Origin of the sequence: Paenibacillus sp. IITD108 (genome assembly GCF_036541265.1) — a bacterium.
GTDB lineage: Bacteria > Bacillota > Bacilli > Paenibacillales > Paenibacillaceae > Pristimantibacillus.
On sequence record NZ_JAZHCT010000020.1, the window covers coordinates 1 to 22,689 of the forward strand.

The following is a 22,689-nucleotide window of genomic DNA, read 5'->3' on the forward strand; positions in this document are numbered from 1 at the left end:
TATTGCGCTTAATTTCCCAAAAAGCACTGATTTTGCTCGAGAAAGGGTACAATAGCGCTCATGACAACCGTTACATTTTCAAATGAGCTAAAATAATCGAAATAGCCTCTATGGCAACCGTTAGGCAATTATGGCAGTTGATTATAGGGTGCGTTTTACATAGCCACACTTAATTCTAAGGGTTGCCACAAACGCTATTCGTGCAAAAATGATGGTTTAAATTTTCTAACGGTTGCTATTGCGCTTAATTTCCCAAAAAGCACTGATTTTGCTCGAGAAAAGGTATAATAGCGCTCATGACAACCGTTACATTTTCAAATGAGCTAAAATAGTCGAAATAGCCTCTATGGCAACCGTTAGGCAAATATGGCTATTGATTATAGGGTGCGTTTTACCATACGGAACGTTTTTTCAAAATACAGGATTCGTTAGAGTTTCCAAACGCAGATTTTTCCTGCGTGGAGATTGTGAAACCGGGCTATCCTGGTGATTAGAATAAAAAAGCGTAAGTTCCAGGCTGGCTTTGCCTCGGAGCTTACGCTTTTTGTTATGGTATTTTCACTATCCCCGAATTAAACATTTATTTATTGATACAGCCATATGCCTGAAACGGTCATGACCGCCGGCAGCGAAGCTTCATCCACTTGTACATTGTCAAACCAGCCGCCGACTGCAAGGTTGAGTACCAAATAAAAAGGCTTGTCAAATGGCATAATGCCCGCCTGCAAGGCGCGCTCGGCATAACAGTGCCCGTCGATCAGCCACCTGATGGAGCTTTCATTCCACTCTAGCTCGTAGTCATGAAATTCGTTAATTGTTGCATGGTCAAACTGGTAAGAAAACTCATCTATCCTTTTATGTTCCCAGTCTTTTCCGTAGTGCAGAGTGCCGAATATCTCCTTGGGCAGCCGGCCTTTGGCTTCCATAATATCGATCTCGCCGGAAGCGGGCCAAGGACCGTAAGCCTGATCTTGGGGAAGTAGCCAGATGGCGGGCCATAGACCCTGCCCGACCGGCAGCTTTGCACGTATGATTAACTTGCCGTAGCAAAAAGAAAAATGATTCTTTGTATCCACACGCGCGGAAGTATAAGAAAAGCTCCGTTCATCCGCTTCGATGGTCTCGTTGCGCGCGCACAGGTTTAATCCAAATTCATCGATATACAGATTGTTAGAATGACCTGTATAAAACTGCTGCTCGTTATTGCCCCAGCCCGGGCATATGACATTGCCTAGGTCATCAACCAGGTCGTTGCCAATGCGAATGTTCCAAGTGCGCAAATCAGTATTACCATTTGAAAAATCCTGCTGCCATACAAGCTTGTTCATCCCCTTCATCCCCTTCATCCTCTTTCACCTATTCTTAGCATACTTATATTTCGCACCTATTCAATCAAATCCAAAAAAATGGGATACGGTCAAAAATCGTGACCTTTTTTTTAGTCGCTCATTTTCATACGATGGAGAAGAAGGGGGCAGGGAGTATGTTCCAATCGAGGTCAGAACGAATGAAAACGTTTTTTAGGCAGTGGCAACTGCAAAGCATGGTCGTCCCGGGCATTGTCTGGATGTTCATTTTTTGTTATATCCCTATGTTTTGGCTCATTATTGGATTTATGGACTACAGTATTGCAAAGCCTATGCTGGAATCTCCTTTTGTAGGGCTAAAGCACTTTCAGGAATTTATATCGGATGACCGTTTTTGGCGCTCCATACGCAATACCTTGGGGATGAGCAGCATCAAGCTGGTGCTGGGCTTTCCGATTCCCATTTTGTTCGCCTTGCTGCTCAATGAAATCCGGAATATTCGTTTTAAGCGCACTGTACAAACTATTTCGTACCTGCCGCACTTTATTGCCTGGACGATTTTTGGCGGTATTATGCTCAATTGGCTTGGCGAGGGCGGTGTAATTAACCAGGTGATGATAGCACTGGGCATCCAGGACCGTGAAATTTTGTTTAACAGCGATCCTAAATATTTTTGGTGGATTACTTACTTCTCCGATACGCTCAAGGAAACGGGCTGGAGTGCCATCATTTATATAGCTGCCATATCTGGCATTGATCCGGGACTATACGAAGCGGCGGAGCTGGATGGCGCAAACCGCTGGCAGCGGATGTGGCATATTACGGTCCAGTGCATACGTCCTACCATTGCTATTTTGTTTATTCTCGCTGTAAGCGGGATGCTGGGCAGCAACTTTGAACAAATCTTTATGCTGAAAAACAATATGAACATGAAGATGGCAGAAAGTCTGGACCTGTATATTTATAACATGGGTCTGGTATCCGGGCGTCACTCCTTCTCCACAGCTGTCTTGTTTGCCCGCTCTATTGTGGCATTAGCGCTGTTGTTCCTGGCCAATTACACATCCAAAAAATTAAGCGGCGAAGGCATCTTTTAAAATATAAGGGGGAGGCAAAACGATGGAAAGACGCATACGTATTCGGCGCATCGGTGTATTTGATGTCTTTAATACCCTTATCATGCTGGCAGTTTGCTTTTTAACGCTTTATCCGATGTGGTTTGTGTTTGTCAACTCGCTTAATGCGCCGCAGCAGGCGTTGCTGGGGACAGTCAACTGGTTTCCCAAGGCTTTATCGCTGGATAGCTACAGTGTAGTATTTAACGATAGACATATGATGAACGGTTTTTTGATTACTACTATGCGGACGGCGGCAGGGACAGCGGCGCATGTGCTGTTTACCGCTATTGTGGCATACGGAATGAGCAGGTCTAATTTGATTGGCCGTAAGGTTTATATGAAAATCGCATTAATTACGATGCTGTTTTCGGGCGGGCTGATTCCCACATTTATTCTAATGACGAAGCTGGGGCTTTACGATAACTTTTTTGTATTCGTCATTCCGGCTATGTATTCTTTTTTCAATATGGTTATATTCATGAGCTTCTATCGCACGATCCCTGAAGGTCTGGAGGAATCCGCGAAGGTAGACGGAGCATCCGATTATGGCGTTTTATTCAGAATTATTCTGCCTAATAGTATGGCGGTTATAGCCACTATATCGCTCTTTTCAGCTGTATATCATTGGAACGACTATTATCAGGGCGTAATATACATTCACTCGCAGGATAAGCTGCCGCTGCAAACGATTCTTTATAAAATCATCGCAGAGAACTCTATGTCATTTATGCAGCAGCAAGCTATGGCACAGTTTGGCGCAAAGCTGCCCGGTAACTCTATCAAGTTTGCATCTATGATGGTAGCGACTTTGCCTATTTTAATGGTCTATCCCTTTATTCAGCGTTACTTGGTCAAAGGAGTTATGATCGGCGCGATTAAAGGGTAAGCATCATCCATCGGTCTAAGCCGATGGCTGGATAGATATGTGATCGTAAAAAAGGGAGTAAAGAAAGGATGATTATGTAATGAAGCACAAGCACATGAAGCAAGGCATGGCCATAATTTTAGCTGTAATTCTGGTGCTGGGTTTGGCAGCATGTACAGGGGCTAAAAACCCGGAGACGGCACCATCCGCAAAGCCCGAGTCTAGCAAGCAGCCTGAAGCCACCCCGGCTGAGGTGACGCTGAACCCTGATGAAGCTGCGTGGAAGCTGGATACCAGCCCTGTTGATTTGACCTGGTTTGTAGGTGCCTCCTGGTATGGGCATTCCTGGGGAGAAAGCTTGACCTCCAAGTACGTAACGGAAAAAACAGGCGTTAATGTTAAGATTGAAGTGCCATCCGGCGAGGCTAACGAGCATATTACTTTGATGATGACCTCGGGCAAGCTGCCAGATTTGATCAGTATGGGCTCATGGGAAAATGCTGTCAAAAAGCTGTGGGAGGGCGATCATGTATATGCTCTGAACGAACTGGCAGAGCAGTATGATCCTTACTTCTTCAAGGTAGCGGGCGACGGAACCCTAAAGTGGTATCGTCAAGAAAACGGCAATACGTATGGCGTTCCGAATGATTCATACAGTCCTAATCTGATGCATGAAACGGGAATGACAGCTGCTAACCAAACCTTTTTGGTACGAAAAGATTTGTACGAAGAGATGGGTAAACCAGATTTGACTACTCCGGACGGCTTCCTTGGCGCCCTGCAATTGTTAAAAGATAATTATTCGAAGTATAAAGGCCAGTCGATCAGCCCATTCTTCGCACAGGGGAATGTACCTTACGGAATGACTGAGTATTTACAAAACCTGCTGGCGGTTCCGCATGAGAAAGACGGCAAAGTATACGACCGCATCACGAATCCAGATTATGTCACTTGGTTGAAAACATTCCGTACCGCTTATGAGCGCGGACTTATTAATGTAGATTTTCTAGTTGATTCGGATACGCAGGTAGAAGAAAAAACGAACAATGCCCGTTATTTTATGATGATTCGCGAGTGGATGGGCATGACCGCTGTAAACCCGATGCTGGCTGCAAGTGAAAATCCGGATTCTTACTATATCGCAGTAGATGGTCCAAAAAACAGCAAGGGCGAGGATGCCAAGCTGTTCCCTGGCAACATGGACGGCTGGATGGTTACTATGATTAGCAAATCGACCAAAAACCCTGAACGCGCTATCCGCTTTTTAACTTATTTGGCAAGTGAAGAAGGGCAGCGGGATTTATTCCTTGGCAAGGAAGGCGAAACTTGGGAAATGGTAAATGGCAAGCCGCAGTTGAAGGCTGAAATGGTGCAGCTGCTAGAAAATGATATTGAAAAGATGGAGAAGGAATACGGTGTCGCGGATACTTACTGGATGATGCGAAACCCTGTAATCGTTAACCAGTGGAGACCGGAGAAAGCGCCTGTTATTAAGCAAATGGAGGACTTCTCCAACAAGCAGGCCGACATTGACGGCGGCATTTACAAAGGTCTTGATCCGCTGGGAGACTCTGATGTGGCTGTAGCCTGGTCACGTATTTCTCAAAATTGGGACGAAGTGCTGCCGGAGCTGATTACCGCCAAGGATGAGGCTGCCTTTGATAAAATTTTTGAAAGTTTCCTGTCACGCCGTACAGAATACGGATTTGACAAAGTAATGGAATATCGCCAAGCTGAGCTGGACGCAAGAAAAGCGAAAATGGCGGAGTAACGATGCTTATATCATGAATGACTGCCGGCCGCCGGAATGGTGGTCGGTATTGCCTGCTTTTGCGGCTCAAGCAACTTGATAAAGCCCCGGATTACCTACCGTCCGAGTTGTAATATATGGTATATTACTGAGGTGGGGAGGGCATTGAAATGAAGGTTCTGTTGAATAAAATGAGAAGGATTTATCGCAATTCCCGCATATCTCAAAAGTTATTTCTGGCCTTTAGCATGTTGATTGCCGTCCCTGCTATTGTGGTATCCTTTTTATTTATTCGCACGCAGGAAACTCAGCTGTACAAGGACGCTATGGCTGCGGGCGGCAGCCATGTCTCGAGGTTGAACGAGCAGCTGCGCAGCAAAATGGAAATGCTTGAAAACGTTTCCTCAACGGTGCTGACGCAAAAGGCGTTTGTGGATTTTATTCATTCCAATATGCGCGAGGACGGCCTGCGGCTAGTTAAATTTAAGCAAAATCAATTCGAGCAGATGCATAATATTATCCAAAGCAATGAGATGATCAGTGAGCTCAGCTTTTATGTCGATAACCCGGAATTGTATGAAATATGGCCGGAAATTTATCATTATGACAAGTTTTGGCCGCAGGACTATTGGGTGACACTTCGGGAAGAAGGCGGTGCGGCTTACCGCATGTTTGCTTTTAAGGACGGGGAGCATACACTATCTTACTACCGGCTTGTGCGTCTTCAAGGCCAGCAGCAAAAACGGCCCAGTATTATGGAAGTCCGTATGGAGCATAGCGTGTTTTTCAAGGAAATGCTGGAAGACACCGGGGGCGATTTCTTTTCAGTTGTCATCGATGGAACGAATCCTTCCCGATATGTATACAATCCCCAACATATGTTTTCCCGCAATGTGGAGGAGGGGTTGGGCGAAATCCTTAATACGATTTATCGCGGGCTGGATGTGCTGCAGCAGAATAGTCCTATTAAAGTTAATGTGGAAGGGCAAACCTATTACGCGCTGTATCGTTACATCGCCCCGTTGAACGCCTATGTGATGGATATAGCCTCCCATCAGGCGCTGATGAAAGGCCCGCGCAGCTGGTACGCAATGGTGGTAGCGATTACATTATGCGTGCTGCTGCTAATGCTGCTGCTCGTATCGCATACTACCCGGCGTATTTTTCGCCGGCTGGACAGCGTGCTGTTATCGATGCGCAAGGTTCGCAAAGGGCAGCTGGATGCGAAGATTGATACTGGTCTTAGTGAAAGTGAAACCGGTGATGAAATTGATGAAGTTGCGGTCAGCTACAATAAAATGCTGGATGAAATTAAAGGCCTGATGACACAGGTGGTGGATAAGCAGCTGATTGCCAAAAACGCGCAGCTGCACTCGCTTCATTCGCAGATCAATTCACACTTTTTATATAACGCGCTGGAATCGATCCGTATGCTGGCAGAGGTGGAACGGCGGCCTGCAATTGCTGATGCGCTGGTGTCGTTAGGCTCGCTGCTGCGGTACAGCATGCAGTGGCGCAGCGATACCGTCGCCCTTAGCGAGGAGCTTGCCAATATACAAAGCTATATTCAATTTATTAATTTCATGGAGGGCCGCGGCTTTGAATTGACGGCGGACCTTCCCGATGAGGTGCTGCGTTATGCTATTCCCAAAATGTGCATGCAGCCTATCGTTGAAAATGCCGTTCATCACGCAGCGCCCTTGGGCGGCAATGTGCACATTCAAATTACTGTGCGGGTGGAGAATGACAGCCAGCTGCAAATTGAGATTCGTGATGACGGCGCGGGTGTTGACCCGCAAACGCTAAGCAGTTTGCAGGCTGTTTTGCAGGGAGGCTCGGATACGCCGATTGTTGCAAGTAAAAACGGGCTGGGCCTGGAAAATGTGCATAAGCGCCTGCAGCTTCACTATGGCAAAGACAGCGGCCTTTGGATTGACAGTTTGAAGGGCAGTTATACTTGTGTAACCATACGCTTGCCTTGGGAAAATGTGAATCTTGGGGGATGGTAGGGTATGATCAGTATTCTGATTGTGGACGATCAAAAGCACATACGTGATGGCCTTCAGGCGATGCTGCACCAGTTTCCCCTGAAGCTAGACAGCATCTACAGCGCAGTAAACGGGATTGAAGCGCTGGAAATATTACACCAGCAAAGCATCCAGCTAGTTATTACCGATATCAAAATGCCGGATATGGATGGACTGGAGCTAATGGCCCGCACCAAAGAAGAAGGAATCACGGTAGACTTTTTAATAATTAGCGGTTATAGCGATTTTGCCTATGCCCAAAAAGCGATTGGCCTTGGGGCAAAGGGCTATCTGCTCAAGCCGGTGAAGCGGGATGATTTGCAAACAGCGGTAGAGCATGTATGGCAGGAGGTACAAACACAGCAGGCGATCTCACGTAATATGGAGCATTTGTCCCGCCGCGTCAAGGAGACGGACCGCAAGGAATTGCGTATGTTTATGCAGGGCGCGGTAAGCGACAAGGCTTGGGTCTATCAGACCGAGCAGCAAAATCCAGCGCTATGGCGCAATTACCGCTTGTGCCTGCTGCGGGAGGAAGTATGGATAAATCAGCCGGGAGCCGGCAGCAGCTATAGCATAGAGTCTATTGCTTACCGTATATACGGCAAGCGCGGGTGTATATGCCTGCAGCATCGCCCTCACCTGATTCTCGCAGTCGATGCGTCCGTAGATGAGAATGCTTTGCCTGCCGCACTTAAGGCAGAGCAGATTCGCGCTGTCACTGCCATGACAGCTGCGCAGCAAGGATTAATAGGGCTGCCGGACAGTTATTCACAAGTGTTGGAGTTATATCGCCATAGCTACCTTTTTCCGGAAAAGCACTGTATTCTGCCCGTTCATATAGAAGGGCTAGAACAGCAGTGGCAGCTGCCCTATGAGGAGTTATATGATTTATTTCATTTAATCGGCACCAAAAACAGCGGTAAAATCGCCGAAGGAATTTCTAATCTGTTTCATAAGGATGTACTGAGGCGCTATCACATTCGCTACACGCAGCAGCTATGTCGTGCGACTGTGCAGATGCTGGAGGAATATGTACGTGTTATCCGTCCATACATGGGCGAAGAAGCGCTGGATATTGCATGCTTGCATAACCTTTTCGATCATCAAGGCATCCGTGATTATATTCAAGCCCTGCAGCAGCAGCTGCTGCGGCTGAACCAATTTTATTATGAATTTAAGTGCAGCTACCGGAACACGCAGGACTTGAACGAAGCGATCCGCTTTATACATGAAAATTACTATAAGCCGCTGGATCTCGCGATGGTGTCGAATCATGTATCGCTGAATTACGCTTACTTTTCAAACCTGTTTAAGAAAAACGTTGGCAAAGGCTTTGCAGAATACTTGCGCGATGTGCGTATGGATAAAGCCCGGCGGCTGCTCGCCGAAACCGAGCATAAAATCATCGAAGTAGCTGCCATGGTGGGGTACGAAAGCTATAAAAGCTTTACCCGCGCGTTTCGTGATGCGATGGGCATGCAGCCGACAGAATATCGGCAGACAATGCGGCGGAAGTTTGAAGGCGAGGGGAAAGCTCAGGACAAAGCGCTGTGAAGTAGGGGATGTCACATGTGTCCGAAATATCATATAAAATGGTCAGGCGCTGAGTGAAAATGGCTGAATGTATATGAAAAACCATACACAATCAGCAGGAATGACCTAAAAAACACAAATGTATATGAAAAACCATACACAATCAGCAGAAATGACCTAAAAAACACAAATGTATATGAAAAACCATACACAATCAGCAGGAATGACCTAAAAAACACAAATGTATATGAAAAACCATACACAACCAGCAGGAATGACCCGAAAAACACAAATGTATATGAAAAACCATACACAATCAGCAGGAATGACCTAAAAAGCACAAATGTATATGAAAAACCATACAGAATAGTAAGAGGTTGTCTAAAAACAGCCAAATGCATTCGAAATTCCGCATCAAGCGAGACACTATTAACGATTTGCATTTTTATTTGTTGCCTTGTCCATTTGGCTGCTCAAGTGTTATTGTCCACCCCAGGTACCCCATGTAACTATTAATCTAGTTGTTAGTTAAGTAACAACCTGCAGTAATAAATATAAGAGGTGTTGGAAGACCTTTACAGATGGCGATGCACTGATTATAATAAGTCAAAAAGTGGTATAGGGGGTTATATAAATGAATTTTATAATATTCAAGTCTTCAAAATCCTATAGCCATCATCATAGTTAAGCGTTTGTATTACGGATTTTTTCCGTAGGTGCAAACGCTTATTGGCGTTGTACCTGCGGACTTGAATGATAAGAGTCATGTGGGTATTTTTTAATCCCGCGTGGCTCTTTTTGTTTTTATAAAAGGAGGAAGAAAAGATGGGAAATCAAAATGTTATTTTTAAAATTCCAGAACAAAATGAGCAGCTTATGGAACGTTTTAAAACACATAAAACGCTATTCAACAGAGAAATCCTTCATGGGGTCCTGTCGATTTTTGATGAAGTGGCAGATCAGGGCGATGCAGGAATCAGAAGTTTAACAAAGAAATATGATGCGGTCGATTTGGAAGAGTTGATTTTATCTAAAGATTATGTCGAGGATTGCGTATCATCATTAACGCCAGCTTTGCGTTCGGCAATAGAACAAGCAATAAAAAATGTACAGGAAGCTAATCTGGCTATGTTGCCAAAATCGTGGGAGAGGCAAATCAGGCCTGGGACAGTTATCGGTGAAAATGTAGTTCCGCTAGATTCGGTTGGTATATGGATACCCGCCAGAAAAGGTCCATTAATTTCAACAGCAATTATGCTCGTAGCGGCAGCTAAAACAGCAGGGGTTAACAAAATCGCAGTAGGATGCCGCCATTGCATAACGGCTTGGGAGATCAAGGAACAGTAGCGGCGGCAAAGCTTGCGGGAGCAGATCAATTTGTGGTTGGCAACGGTGTGGCTATAATTGCAGGATTTGCTCAAGGGACAGCTTCGATTCCCGAAGTTGATGGAATCTATGGCCCTGGACCAGGCGGTATCGCAGCGGCAATGAGCGTAGCCATGACATATGGAAAGAAGAGCGTACTGGGGATAGGTCCGACAGAAAGTGTGATTTTTGCGGACGAAACGGCAGATCCGTTAATAATAGCCCATGATTTAATGAATGAAGGGGAGCATGGCCCCGATTCTTCCTCCATTCTAGTTACAACTTCTGCTGGCTTTGCTCAAAAAGTAGAAGCTCTGCTTTGGCAATTTATAGAGGAGACAGAAGAAAAGCGCAGACAATATTTGCAGCACGTTTTTGGCATGAACGGGAAGGGGGCAATCGTTTTTGCTTCGGATATTGATGTAGCTTGTGATTTTATTAATTGGTTTGCATCAGAACATTTAATGATTGTTTGTGATGATGAAATTGAGAAACAAGTATTAGCTCAAATCAAACATGCAGGTGAAATTCTTATAGGAGATGATCCGCCTTTTTCGGCGGCTAATTACGGGATTGGAATTACTGCTGTATTGCCGACAAATCATTTTGCCAGAGCTTTTTCTGGAGTGACATCAAAGGATATGGTGAAGTATTCAACTATAGGAAGACTGAGCAAGGAGGCATTACTGGAAATATACCCGATTATTAAAGAGATGGAGAGTTATGAGCAATTACCTTGCCATGTCAAAGCTGCCGAGATTAGGCTGAGTGAACGTACGATTTAAACCCGATGGGTTTAAACAGAACTGTTAGGATACACAAGGGAGTCTCCTCTTTTTTATTACCTAATTCTGATTTTCAGCATAACTTGAATTAGGCACATGGAAAGGTAACTATTTACGAAAGTGTTAAAAAAGAGGAATGAGTGGATTATAAAGAAACAATTGCCGAAGACCGCGTTAGCTCATATCCCGGAACATCAGCGATATATTTTTCAAGGAAACATACCAGGTTCAATTGAAAGCCAACAGATTGAAGATCCATATGGTTCAGTTTCACAAGCCCTTACACATCGGTTGTTTGCACAACAGCCTATTCACAACATAATCATATGTTAACGCTGAATCGTCTTATGTCCTACAGACAAAGGACGATTTTTTGTGCGCCCATTTAACTTTCATGGTACGAAATAAGCATTTATGTTTACTTTTTGCACAAATGATTAAAGCTAGCGCAAGAATGGGCGATAATTGCTCATGATTAATAGATTGTACGGATTGAAAGGGAGGGGATGGAATTGAATAATGAAGCGTATAAGCAAGCCTAAGAGTAAAGGAGCGAATCATGGTGAATGTATTGCTCATAATGTCGGACGAGCATAGAAGGGATGCTATGGGGTGTATGGGACATTCGGTAGTTAAAACGCCGAATCTGGACAGACTTGCGCAAAATGGAAGTTTATTCACGTCAGCGTATTGCAATAGTCCGCTATGCGGTCCAAGCCGTTCCAGCTTCATTACTGGAAAATATGTGCATGAGATCGGCTGCTGGGATCAAAATCATCATTATACGGGAGAGCCACAATCTTGGGGGGCTTATTTAAAGGAACACCGGGTAAGTGTGACCACAGTTGGCAAGCTTGATTTTTTCGAAGGGGTTGAAGGAGGGTTTTCCGATCAGAGGCTGGTAAAGCATCGACGCAAAATGCAGCAACAACAAGTACAAGTTGAAGCAAAGCTGGACCATGCTGCTGGGAAACAGGCTGCTCGTTCCTTTGGATCAATCGAATTGGAACGGTCAGGTCCCGGTGATTATTGGACTAAATCTGTCGAAGCGGAAACGGCTGCAGCTCTCCGTTTTTTACGCAATGAAGCGCCCGGAAAAGAAACGCCGTGGGTATTATGGTTAAATTATTTGCCTCCTCACTTTCCCCTTGTAGCCCCAGCATCCTATTATGCGATGTATCCGACAGAACAAATAGATATGCCTTACGATCATCCGACTAGTGACAATCATCCGGTTACTGCGCAATTAAGAGAACATATTGGGATGAATGAAGTAGATGAGGAAATGGTTCGCAGAGCTAGAGCAGCCTATTACGGCTTATGCTCTTATATTGATGATCATATAGACAAGGTACTGCAGGCGTTAGAAGAGGTTGGATTAATTGAAGACACACTCATTATATATACAAGTGATCATGGGGAGCATTTAGGAGATCATGAATTGTGGTGGAAAAATCATCTGTATGAACAAGCGGCGGGCATTCCGCTAATTATAAGCGGCGGTGGAGTAAGCAGAAATATTGTCAATACGCCCGTTTCTTTATTAGACTTGTCTGCGACAATTGTAGATGCGGTAGGGCTGCCTCCCTTTTCAGTGGGACGCGGCAGGTCATTGCTGCCCTTATGTCAAGGAGAGTATTCAAAGGAGTGGGCCGAACGGGCAGTATTTTCTGAATATCACGGGCATGGGACCACCAATAGCATGTATATGATTCGAAAAGGAAAGTACAAATATATTTATTATCCGAACAACCCGCCGCAGCTGTTTAATCTTGAGACAGATCAACGGGAGATGACTAATTTAGCAGAGCAGCAAAGCTGTCGAGATATAGTCCAACAATTGCATAGTGAGTTATTAAATATTTTAGATCCGGATCTGGTCGATGAGTTTGTTAGGCGAACGTGCAAATCGGAATCTTCTGGCAGCGGTGAAGGGTCGTGGTTAGAATGAAAAAACCGAATATATTGCTATTCGTTACGGATCAGCAGCATGCGAGTACGATTAGCGAGCATGGTCCTTGCCGCATGCCAAATCTTAATCGATTAATGATAGACGGCGTGAAATTTGATCATGCCTATACACCGACTCCGATGTGCACCCCAGCGCGGAGCAGCTTAGTTACAGGACTATATCCGCATCAGCACAAACTGATTTACAACCATTCGGATGAAAGCAACTATTCGATTCAAGGAATTGAAACCATCGGTTCTGCTCTGGCAGCAGAAGGGTATCGCACCGCTTATGCCGGTAAATGGCATATAGGCAATACACCTCCAATGGAAAACGGTTTTCGGGAAGAATTGACGATAGATGCAAGTCCTCAAGAAACGGTTGAGCTTCGAGATGTCGTAAGCATCTTGGATCGCGGCGGTCAAGAAGTCATTGCTGCTGCGGCAAATTATGACGCTAGTGATTCCTATGTTTTTCGAGTTACTCGAAGTGTCAACAAGTGGTTATCTCAGTTGTCTTCGGAAGAACCCTTTTTATTAATGGTTTCATGCATTGAACCACATGTGCCATGGATAGTTCCGGAACCCTATGCTTCTATGTACGATCCGGCGATATTGCCGGAATGGGATAGCTACAGGGATAATTTCGATCATAAACCTATGACGTATACAAAGCATTATACCAAAGAAAACTTTTGCAGATTGCAGGATGATTGGCCGTCGATGTCTCGGGCGCTGGCCAAATATTACGGGTTGGTTTCCATGATTGATGATGCTTTCGGGACTATTCTGACTACTTTGGAAAATCAAGATTTAATGGATAATACGATTATACTGTTCACGAGTGATCATGGAGAGCTGCTGGGCAAGCATGCGTTAATTGGCAAGAACGAATTGGCGCTGGATGACATTATTAGAGTTCCCTTAGTCGTGTATGGGAAAGGACGCTTTTCGCCGGGTGCACGTCATCATTTTATAAGTTTATGTGATGTATTCAATACTGTTATGGAACTTGCAGGAGCGCAGTTAAGAGAGCATTTGGACAGCCGCTCATTTATTAGCATCTTAAATAACGAACCAGCCGCTGAGTCCATGCGGGAGGAAGTTGTCATTCAACATCATGGCACTTTGTTTCCTAATATGATCCGAGCCATACGGACTAGCCAATATAAATATGTGTTCCGGGCTCATGAACTCGACGAGCTATACGACCTTGAGCTAGATCCGTCAGAGAGAGTAAACCGAATCCACGATCCAGCTTATGTTTCTGTCATTCAAATGATGCGAATACGCCTGCTAGAGTGGGCAAGACACAATAACGATTTCGTTCTGAAGAATATGGAAGTTTATTTCCAGAACCCGTACGATGACTCGAAATATACGAAAGAATTTGAGAGGGGGTGAGGGAGTGTGATATAACATAAGCTCGTTTTTCTAATCGGGGGTGAAGTTAATCGTCTGTGTCATTTCGAATTCTTCTAAATGAAACCCAAAATGAGATAAGGGGCAATGTGAAATGAAAACAAGTAAATGGTTCATTACTTTTATCATTGTATTTACCCTAAGCAGTACAGGTGCTATGTCAGCTTTTGCCTACACTTGGAAGCATGTTCAAATTGGAGGAGGAGGCTATGTAACGGGAATATTGACACATCCGCACGATGATGAGCTTATTTATACACGGACTGACGTAGGGGGTGCATATCGCTGGGACCATACAAACAATAGCTGGATGCCACTTCTCGATGAATTTGAGGATAAAAATTTTTATTCGGTCGAAGCATTGGCAATTGACGACAGAGATTCCGCGGCAAAAAAACTGTATATGGCTGTGGGGAGAGCGACAGGTTCAACAGCGGATATTATTCGATCCTCTGATCAAGGCAAGCCGGGTACTTGGATAGAAACAGGGTTGCCGGCAACGGTAGATATATCAGGAAATGCTGACTTTCGATGGTCTGGGGATAGGCTGGCTATGGATCCGAATCGTCCAGGGCGCTTTTTTTACGGTACTAGACAGGACGGATTATGGAAAAATAATAGTATAGATACTTCCACCAATACGAATTCCAAATGGGTTCAGATTACAACAGCCCCATATGGAACAGGCACAGCCAAAACACGCGAAGGCACAGATAAAGTGGGTATAACCTTCGTCGTATTTGATACTAGCGGGGGCGTAAATGGCAGCGGAAGTACGAAGAATGTATATATCGGCGTTTTTGGTGATGGTGTGTACAAATCGGTGGATGCAGGCAATACTTTTACTGCAGTTGCAGGCAGTCCTCTGTTTCCGGTGCAAGGGAAAGCAGACGGATCAGGCAATCTTTATGTTACTTATGTAGATAATAAAGATGCCAATGCTAATTATAACGGCGGCGGTGTTGCGAAATGGTCAGGCAGCGCGTGGAGCGATATTACGCCAGGAGCTGTAAGTCAACCTTATGCCGGTATTGATATTGATCGCAACGACCCGAATCGGATAATTGTAGCGGCTCGTGTAACAAGCAGTTCTTCTAATGATATTTACCTGTCCAACGACGGAGGGATGACCTGGAGCTCTTCCAAGACGCCGAATAAAGGATCAGCTAATTTTCCGGTATCCAGTGTTCCATGGTGGAGCGATACGCTATTTGGCAGCGCAATTGCCGCTGTTGCTTTCGCGCCGACGTCAGGAAAGCCAGATCGTGTCTGGTTCACGGATTGGTATGGAATATGGAGCACAAATGATATTACTTCGTCTTCTTCTACTATTATTTGGAACAATTATGAACAGGGGCATGAAGAAGTTGCAGCTTTTGATATTAAGAGCCCTGCTTCTGCCGGTACAGGGACAGCTGTATTATTTTCAGGTGTCGCGGATATGGCAGGCTTCCGTCATACCGATCTGGATGCGTTTCCCAACCGTGCAGATATAATGCCGCCTTCAGTAAGCGGTGGCGGGCTGGAGATCACCTCCTATGACGTCTATGAAGGCGATAACAATATTGTATATATGGTGCAATATAGTCCGCATGCGCCTTCAGGGAATGGCTACCGATCAGTAGACAATGGATTAACTGTCTCCCTGTCCTTTGATCCTATTGCCGATCCTGTTCTTCCGGATGCACTCCAAGGCGGGAAGATTGCCGTCTCTGCGATAGATAGCCAACGAATTGTTTGGCTTCCGATTAACAGTACGCCATACACTTCCGCTGACGGTGGAGCGTCATGGACAGCCGCCACTGGAATAACAGCAACGAACTGGGTATCGGCAGCAACAGATTCGAATTCCTCGTTGGCAGCCAATAAGACAGGAACAAATATATTTTATATGTATCATCCGAAGAGAGGGTTTTACGTAAGCAATACTGGAGCAACCGCAGGGGAAACGTTCTCGCAGGTTACGGGCAGCGGTATACCGACAGGAGTTGCAGCGTTTAACCGTTATTCTATGAAGAGTGTGCCGGGGCAAGACGGCGGTTTATGGATTGCCTTAAGCGGAGCGGGAACAGCTAATGACGGACTTTACCAATCCAATAATTATGGCAGTTCCTTTACTAAGCTTTTGAATGTACAAGAAGCTGAACATGTTTCTTTTGGAAAAGCGGCGCCTGGCTCGATTCATCCTGCAGCTATTTATATGTATGGACGCGCAAACGGCGACACCGAGAAATGGCTCTATCGTTCAGATGATATGGGAGCGACTTGGATAATTATAAATGACAGTGCGCATCGATTCGGGTCCGGCGTCAGGGTGCTGGAAGCAGATCGGAGTGTATACGGCAGAGTATATGTTGGAGCATCGGGTCGGGGCATTTATTATGGAGAACCTTAAGGTTTAAGGTTTAGTAAGGAGCTATAAATAGCTGTACGTATAAGAAAAATTTCGCGTTTAACTGTTTCACTTGCTTATAACAGGGGTGAAACAGTTTTCATTTCATTAAGAAATCAAACCTTTAATTTTGTGTAAATGATAGCGCTTTCTATTGTTGTAAGTACTGTTCGTTAGTATAATTGTAATAAGTGAATTATGATGAGGCAAGGGGGGTTCCTATTGGTCTTTCCCGGTATGTGGAAATTGAGATGGTTTCGAAGAACGTTGTTGTTCTTTTTTGTTACAGTATGCATTCCGACAGCATCTATTAGCGCTATATATTTGTATACTGAATCTCATGAGCTGCGATCCCGGCACGAAGCGGTATTAAGGGCAGAAGCGGACCGATTATCAGAAAACATTGCCGATTTGTTCGCTCGTACGGAACAGTTTTCGCTGCAGATGACCTTTCAGACCAATATGATGAGTCTCTTGAACCGGACGGATTTAGGCAGCATGTATGACTATTTGAAACTTCAAAATGACATGAAGGAACAAATATTTTTTGGTGGAATAGTGGATTCTGCCTATATTTATTTTGCGATGAGCGGCAGAGTATTGACAACGGGAGAAGGCTTGTACTCGCAAGAAGATTTTTATGATCGGCATATTCTTAGTGAACCATTAGGGAATAAGCCATACATTATTAATACAAGGGAATCGATGATTACCTTCCAACAAGAACTTCCAGTATCCGGCACTCAGAAGCTAGGGAAGCTTATCGTTAATATGGACATGCGAAAATTTGAGAATTTGATTCGAAATACGAATCAATCCGATTCTAATATATATTATTTGGCAGATGCGGAAACGGGACAAATATTTGCAAGCGGTGCCGCAGCCGAATCAGAGCTGGGAAATCTTTTGCTGGAGGATCAAGCACGAAATGGAATGGGGAGCAGCAGCATCAGCCTGAATGGCCATCGCTATTTCTCTGAATATCGTGAATTGAATACTTCCTGGATTTTGTTGAAAGCAATGCCATACACTCAGTATGAAGCGGCCTATTTGGAAAAGCGTAATGAATTGCTGCTGATCGCTTGTTATATTATTGTAGCAGGATTTGGTTTGTCCTACTTATTCTCTTTTGTTATTTATTTACCTTGGAGAAGTATGTTTAAAAAGTACGGTTTTTTTATGAAGTCTGTTTCGGGCAAGGGTGTCTATGATGAATATGCTCTTGTTGGAGACGGAGTTAATCGCTTGCTGGTTGAAAATCAACAGATTTGTTCAACGATAGAGCAGATGACCCCCTTATTAAAGCATAAACTTGTCTACGATGTATTGCATGGTCACAATGGAAGCGGCGTTTCAGTGCCGGAGCACATGTTCAGCAAGTATGGCATTGTTTTTCCGAATTCGTTATTTATTGTTTGTCTAGCTTCATATGAATCGAAACAGTTAGAGAAGCGTGACGATGCTGAATCGGTGAGGCTGCTTCTGTTCAGTTTATTGGAGAATGAATTTGCAGAGACTTATCATACAGCTGGAACATGGCTGGATGATAGCCAGTTTGCATTTATTCTGAACGTTTCCGAAGATATAGAGGTGGGCGCACTGCAGCGTGATTTCGTAGAATTATGCCGCAGGATCAATGAGCTCATCGACAGGGAACTTGGAGTGACAATGAGATTTTCATTTGGCCGTCTTTGTAAAGAGTTCAGTGAAATTCCGTCTTCCTATTCCGCTGCACGCAGGTCGTTGCAATATAGAGCACTTTATGGAAAGGTAGAAGTTATTTTCGGGATGGAAGAAGAACGGTCAAGCACTTATGTAGCATACCCTTCGTCCTTGCAGCGAATGCTGGTGAAAAGCGTACTTGAAGGCGATCGGCTAATGGCAGAGGAAGCGTTGGGTCTATTGTTCTCTCAGTATGTTGACAATGAGCAAATATCGCCCGCCAATGTGCAAGAAACGATTATGGTGCTAATTGGAGTTTTAATAAATGAGCTTTTGCAGGCAGGCTTTGCACTGGAGGAGTTCAGGGATATTCAGTTTCTGCAATGGCATGAGTGTGATAACAAGCAGGAGCTGAAAGATTTCCTAAGCAGCAGGATCGGCAAATTGATTGATCGTGTTATAGAAGACTTGCCAGACACTCCGGTGAATGATTATGTGCTGCAAGCTATTCGGTTTATTGAGAACCGCTATATGGATAATATCTCAATTAGTGACATAGCAGATGAGATTAGGCTCACACCGAACTACTTGAGCAGAATATTTAAATCGGAAACAGGTATCCCGCCTTTGGAATATTTAACTCGTTATCGAATAGGAAAAGCTAAGGAGTTAATGCAGCATCCTAGCCGCTATACACTTAAAGAAATCGGAGGTCTGGTTGGGTTTTCCGATACACATAGCTTTATCCGTTTCTTCAAAAAGCATGAGACTGTTACACCTGGAATGTTTCGGCGATTAGAAATGGATAAAATACGTTAGTTATGCTCAAATATGAACAACCATCTCCTTTGCGAAATGGTTGTTTTTATGTTTCTGTGTTTATTTTTAGCATCTATGAATCTAGCTATTAATAAGTGGGCGAATAATCATCATGTTTCGTATTTTTTAACGATTGTATAAGCCATGTCAGGTAAAGATAATGGGAATTACACCAGGAGGTGAACAAAGTAGGGGGAGGCTATTGGTTGCCAATACGAAAAAAAATCAGTTTATTTGATGGTATTAATTTATTGTTGTTGCTGTTATTTGCTGCTATTACATTTTATCCGCTTTGGCACGAGGTTTCGGTGTCCCTAAGTTCAATAGCCGGGACAGCGCGGGGGGGGTTTTTCTTATGGCCCCGAGGGTTTACTTGGCAATCGTACCATACGGTCTTATCTTCCAGTTATATATGGACTGCGTATTTAAACTCTGCGCTTATTACAATTGGAGGAACATTCCTTGGTACGCTTCTTACAGCATGTGTTTCATACCCGCTTGTTATAAGAGGATTGCCTGCGAGAAAGTTCATTACTTTGGCTATCTTGTTTACGATGCTGTTTAGCGGGGGGATGATTCCTACCTACTTGCTTGTCAAATCTTTAGGGATGATCAACACGCTTTGGGCTGTATTTATTCCCACCCTGATATCAGCCTATAACGTGCTCATCATGCGAAGCTTTTTTGACACGCTGCCGCACGAATTGGAGGAATCAGCCATGATAGATGGCGCAAATCCAATTGTAATCTTCTTTCGTATTATATTGCCGTTGTCCACACCCGTGCTGGCTACGATTTCATTGTGGGAAGCGGTAGGGTTGTGGAACAATTTTTTTCATTCCTTAATCTATTTAAATGACAAGAGCCTATATACCTTGCCATTGCTTCTGCGTGATATTATTAATGGACAGCAAACGGCGATGGAGACTGGCGAATTTACAGTAACCTCAACGGATGCAGTTATTGCAGCTACAGTAGTTGTGACTATGATTCCCATGCTATGTGTTTATCCTTTTCTACAGAAGTATTTTACTAAAGGCGTTATGATCGGTGCGGTAAAATCCTAAAAAGTAGGAGTTGTTTATTTTGAAAATAAAACAAAAGTGGTTCATAGTAAGCCTTATTCTATCCTTCCTCGTTGTAACAGCCTGTAAAAGTCAGGAAAAACCAGAGGTAGATCATACAGCTGTCAGTCCATCGCCGAAAGAAACGACGATTACTTATGATATATTTCTAAATCGCGGCGATTCAGGTTATCCCGACAACGGAGGAGAGGGACGCCAGCTTATCCTCGATGCGTTGAATAAGGCAGGAATTTCGGGGGTTGATTATAAAGTAACGCTTACTTCCGGACAGGAATACTTCACCAAATTAAATTTAATGATTGCAGGTGGCAAAGTACCTGATTATTTTAGTGTTGATCAGCCAACAATGATGAAGCTGGCAGACGAAGGTCTCATTATGCCGTTGGATGATTTATTGAAAGATATGCCTCAAGCAATGGCCCAGATGCTTCCAGAAGACTTGGAGAGTGCAACCTACAATGGTAAAATATACGCCTTGCCGGATGCTACACGTACGGAATCCTTTAACGGAAGAAATGTAAGCGGTCTTATAGTTCGGCAAGATTGGCTTGATAAGTTAGATTTGAATACTCCGCGAACATTGGATCAGTTTTACGAAGCAATAAAAAAGTTTACATTGGATGATCCAGATGGCAACAGTGTAAATGATACCTATGGTTTAGGTGGATATAAACCGACGGGATTCGGGTCTGCCTCCGGGTTTGAAGCTGTCTTTGGCGCCTATGGGGTCCTTCCGCCTTTCTGGATTGAACGTGATGGGATGATTAAACAAGGCCTAGTGCTGCCTGAGACAAAAGAAGTGCTCTCAATTTTGCAGTCATGGTATAAGGAAGGGTTAATCGATCCGGAATTTCCTGTTACTTCTGACAAGCAATTAGAAGAGAAAATAGTGAATTCCAAGGTTGGTATAGCTAATCGAACGGCATGGATCGTGGATCCGACTAACGCCGTGCAGAAAGGAATCAAGGAGCTCACCCCATCTGCCGAGCTTACCATATTGGTGCCTCCTACGGGACCAGGAGGGAGCGGATTGCCTGAGCAAAGTCCGGGGGCAAAAGGTTTAAGAGCTGTTTCAGCGAAAGTAAAGGATCCAACAAAACTGGCGAAATTGCTTAATTGGACTGCATCTGATAAAGCGGATGGCGGCTTTATGTTGACGGCGTATGGTGTAGAAGGAAAAGATTATACTTTTGATCAAGAAAGCAACCTTATTATACAAACATCTAGCAGCAGTGAACTTGTAGCGAGAGGTTTGTCCAATCCTGTTCAATTTATAAAGGTTACCGACCGTCGATGGAGTCCCAAAGTTGTTCTTGACGCCCTAAAAGTGTCGAATGACAACACTTTGTCCAATGCATTATGGGTTACAGTTCCTGCACAGTTGGAATATCCTGATTTGGTCAAGCTGTGGGAAGAATATTTCATCAAAATTGTGACAGGTGAATTTTCGGTAGACAAATGGGAAGAACTTGTGCAAAAGTATTACAGTCAAGGCGGAAAGGAAATTGAAGAACAAGCAAATGCCGAGTGGAAGAAAATTAATTCATGAGCACCGTAAATTTACAGAAAGCAGATGCTGTACCACGCAGCTTCCAATGGCAGCGTTATAAATACTATTATGCGCTTCTTCTTCCAGGTCTTTTGTACTTTTTGTTATTTCATTATGTACCCATGTTTGGCGTCATGATAGCATTTAAAGAATACAAATTATCATTGGGCATTTGGGCAAGTGATTGGGCCGGTTTAAAATGGTTTCAACAGTTATACACATCTGATGATTTTTGGATTGCGTTACGCAACACGGTCATTATTAGTTTTTATAAGCTCGCATTCGTATTTCCAGTACCGATTATTATTGCTCTTATGCTGAATGAATTATGGAGCAATAAGTTCAAACGAGTCATTCAGACCATTATCTACTTTCCGCATTTTGTTTCATGGGTCATTCTAGGAGGAATTCTATACACGCTTTTCTCTCCGTCGACAGGACTATTGACTGTTATCGGAATATCCAAATCTCCGCTTATGGACCCTGAAACCTTTCGAGGAATGCTTATTACGACGGAAATTTGGAAGGAAGCGGGCTGGGGCACAGTTATTTATTTAGCAGCGATTGCTGGCATTAATCCTGAGCTGTATGAAGCGGCGAAAATGGACGGAGCTAGCAAGCTGCAGGAAATACTTCGTATTACACTTCCTTCAATAGGCGGAACGATAGTAATTTTATTGATATTGAAGATGGGCCATATTTTGAATGCTGGATTTGATCAAGTTTTCATCTTGTATAATGCGTTAGTATACAATGTAGCTGACATCCTGGATACTTATGTGTATCGAGTTGGTCTGGCTATGGGACGATTCCCATTGGCAGCTGCAGCGGGATTATTCAAATCAGTCGTTGGCTTATTCATGATCATTGTTACAAATGCGATTGCGCGTCGGGTTGGCGGTTCAAGCTTGTGGTAAAAAGGTGGAAAGAGAAGAACGGTGTCGATGTTTAAATGACGCCAGTTCTTCTTTTTGCTTGTAAATGCTTCTTTAAAGCCCTTTATACGTTGTGAGACAAAGGCATTTCTGTTGACAACTCACATTGATTCATCCAAAAT

General features: G+C 44.1%; 15 protein-coding genes. 14 read left to right on the plus strand and 1 reads right to left on the minus strand.

Going from position 1 to position 22,689, the window contains the following annotated elements:
- Window positions 1-584: 584 nt before the first annotated feature.
- Window positions 585-1,328 (minus strand): glycoside hydrolase family 16 protein, encoded by a 744-nt coding sequence (locus V1L65_RS17505; RefSeq protein ID WP_331700511.1) that lies wholly within the window; start codon window positions 1,326-1,328, stop codon window positions 585-587.
- A gap of 155 nt (window positions 1,329-1,483) precedes the next feature.
- On the opposite strand from V1L65_RS17505, the gene V1L65_RS17510 reads away from it, so the two are divergent.
- The 14 genes from V1L65_RS17510 (at window position 1,484) to V1L65_RS17575 (ending at window position 22,549) form a co-directional block, all read left to right on the plus strand.
- Window positions 1,484-2,404: an ABC transporter permease gene (locus V1L65_RS17510; protein WP_331700513.1), complete on the plus strand. Its 921-nt coding sequence runs from the start codon at window positions 1,484-1,486 to the stop codon at window positions 2,402-2,404.
- A 22-nt stretch (window positions 2,405-2,426) separates the two neighbouring features.
- Window positions 2,427-3,311, plus strand: coding sequence for a carbohydrate ABC transporter permease (locus tag V1L65_RS17515; protein WP_331700514.1), 885 nt, complete (start codon window positions 2,427-2,429; stop codon window positions 3,309-3,311).
- A 79-nt stretch (window positions 3,312-3,390) separates the two neighbouring features.
- A complete protein-coding gene (locus V1L65_RS17520) occupies window positions 3,391-5,061 on the plus strand; it encodes an extracellular solute-binding protein (RefSeq protein WP_331700515.1) in 1,671 nt (556 codons plus the stop codon).
- 149 nt (window positions 5,062-5,210) lie between these two features.
- Complete coding sequence (locus V1L65_RS17525) at window positions 5,211-7,049, plus strand: sensor histidine kinase (protein ID WP_331700516.1); 1,839 nt, start codon at window positions 5,211-5,213, stop codon at window positions 7,047-7,049.
- Between the two features lie 3 nt (window positions 7,050-7,052).
- A complete protein-coding gene (locus V1L65_RS17530) occupies window positions 7,053-8,624 on the plus strand; it encodes a response regulator (protein ID WP_331700517.1) in 1,572 nt (523 codons plus the stop codon).
- A gap of 804 nt (window positions 8,625-9,428) precedes the next feature.
- Window positions 9,429-9,950, plus strand: a complete 522-nt coding sequence (locus tag V1L65_RS17535; RefSeq protein WP_331700518.1) for a histidinol dehydrogenase — start codon at window positions 9,429-9,431, stop codon at window positions 9,948-9,950.
- On the plus strand, window positions 9,908-10,753 hold the full coding sequence (locus V1L65_RS17540) for a histidinol dehydrogenase (RefSeq protein ID WP_331700519.1): 846 nt from the start codon (window positions 9,908-9,910) through the stop codon (window positions 10,751-10,753). The genes V1L65_RS17535 and V1L65_RS17540 overlap by 43 nt, the downstream gene beginning before the upstream one ends.
- A 559-nt stretch (window positions 10,754-11,312) precedes the next feature.
- Complete coding sequence (locus V1L65_RS17545; protein WP_331700520.1) at window positions 11,313-12,704, plus strand: sulfatase-like hydrolase/transferase; 1,392 nt, start codon at window positions 11,313-11,315, stop codon at window positions 12,702-12,704.
- On the plus strand, window positions 12,701-14,107 hold the full coding sequence (locus tag V1L65_RS17550) for a sulfatase-like hydrolase/transferase (protein ID WP_331700521.1): 1,407 nt from the start codon (window positions 12,701-12,703) through the stop codon (window positions 14,105-14,107). The genes V1L65_RS17545 and V1L65_RS17550 overlap by 4 nt, the downstream gene beginning before the upstream one ends.
- 112 nt (window positions 14,108-14,219) lie before the next feature.
- Window positions 14,220-16,520: a hypothetical protein gene (locus tag V1L65_RS17555; RefSeq protein ID WP_331700522.1), complete on the plus strand. Its 2,301-nt coding sequence runs from the start codon at window positions 14,220-14,222 to the stop codon at window positions 16,518-16,520.
- Window positions 16,521-16,754: 234 nt separating this feature from the next.
- The gene (locus V1L65_RS17560; RefSeq protein ID WP_331700523.1) at window positions 16,755-18,998 is read left to right on the plus strand and encodes a helix-turn-helix transcriptional regulator; all 2,244 of its coding nucleotides are present in this window, start codon (window positions 16,755-16,757) and stop codon (window positions 18,996-18,998) included.
- Window positions 18,999-19,204: 206 nt separating this feature from the next.
- On the plus strand, window positions 19,205-20,065 hold the full coding sequence (locus V1L65_RS17565) for a carbohydrate ABC transporter permease (RefSeq protein ID WP_331700524.1): 861 nt from the start codon (window positions 19,205-19,207) through the stop codon (window positions 20,063-20,065).
- Window positions 20,066-20,084: 19 nt separating this feature from the next.
- Entirely contained in the window at window positions 20,085-21,632 is a 1,548-nt protein-coding gene (locus V1L65_RS17570) for an extracellular solute-binding protein (protein ID WP_331700525.1), read from the plus strand.
- The gene (locus V1L65_RS17575) at window positions 21,629-22,549 is read left to right on the plus strand and encodes an ABC transporter permease (protein ID WP_331700526.1); all 921 of its coding nucleotides are present in this window, start codon (window positions 21,629-21,631) and stop codon (window positions 22,547-22,549) included. The genes V1L65_RS17570 and V1L65_RS17575 overlap by 4 nt, the downstream gene beginning before the upstream one ends.
- The last annotated feature ends 140 nt before the right edge of the window (window positions 22,550-22,689 follow it).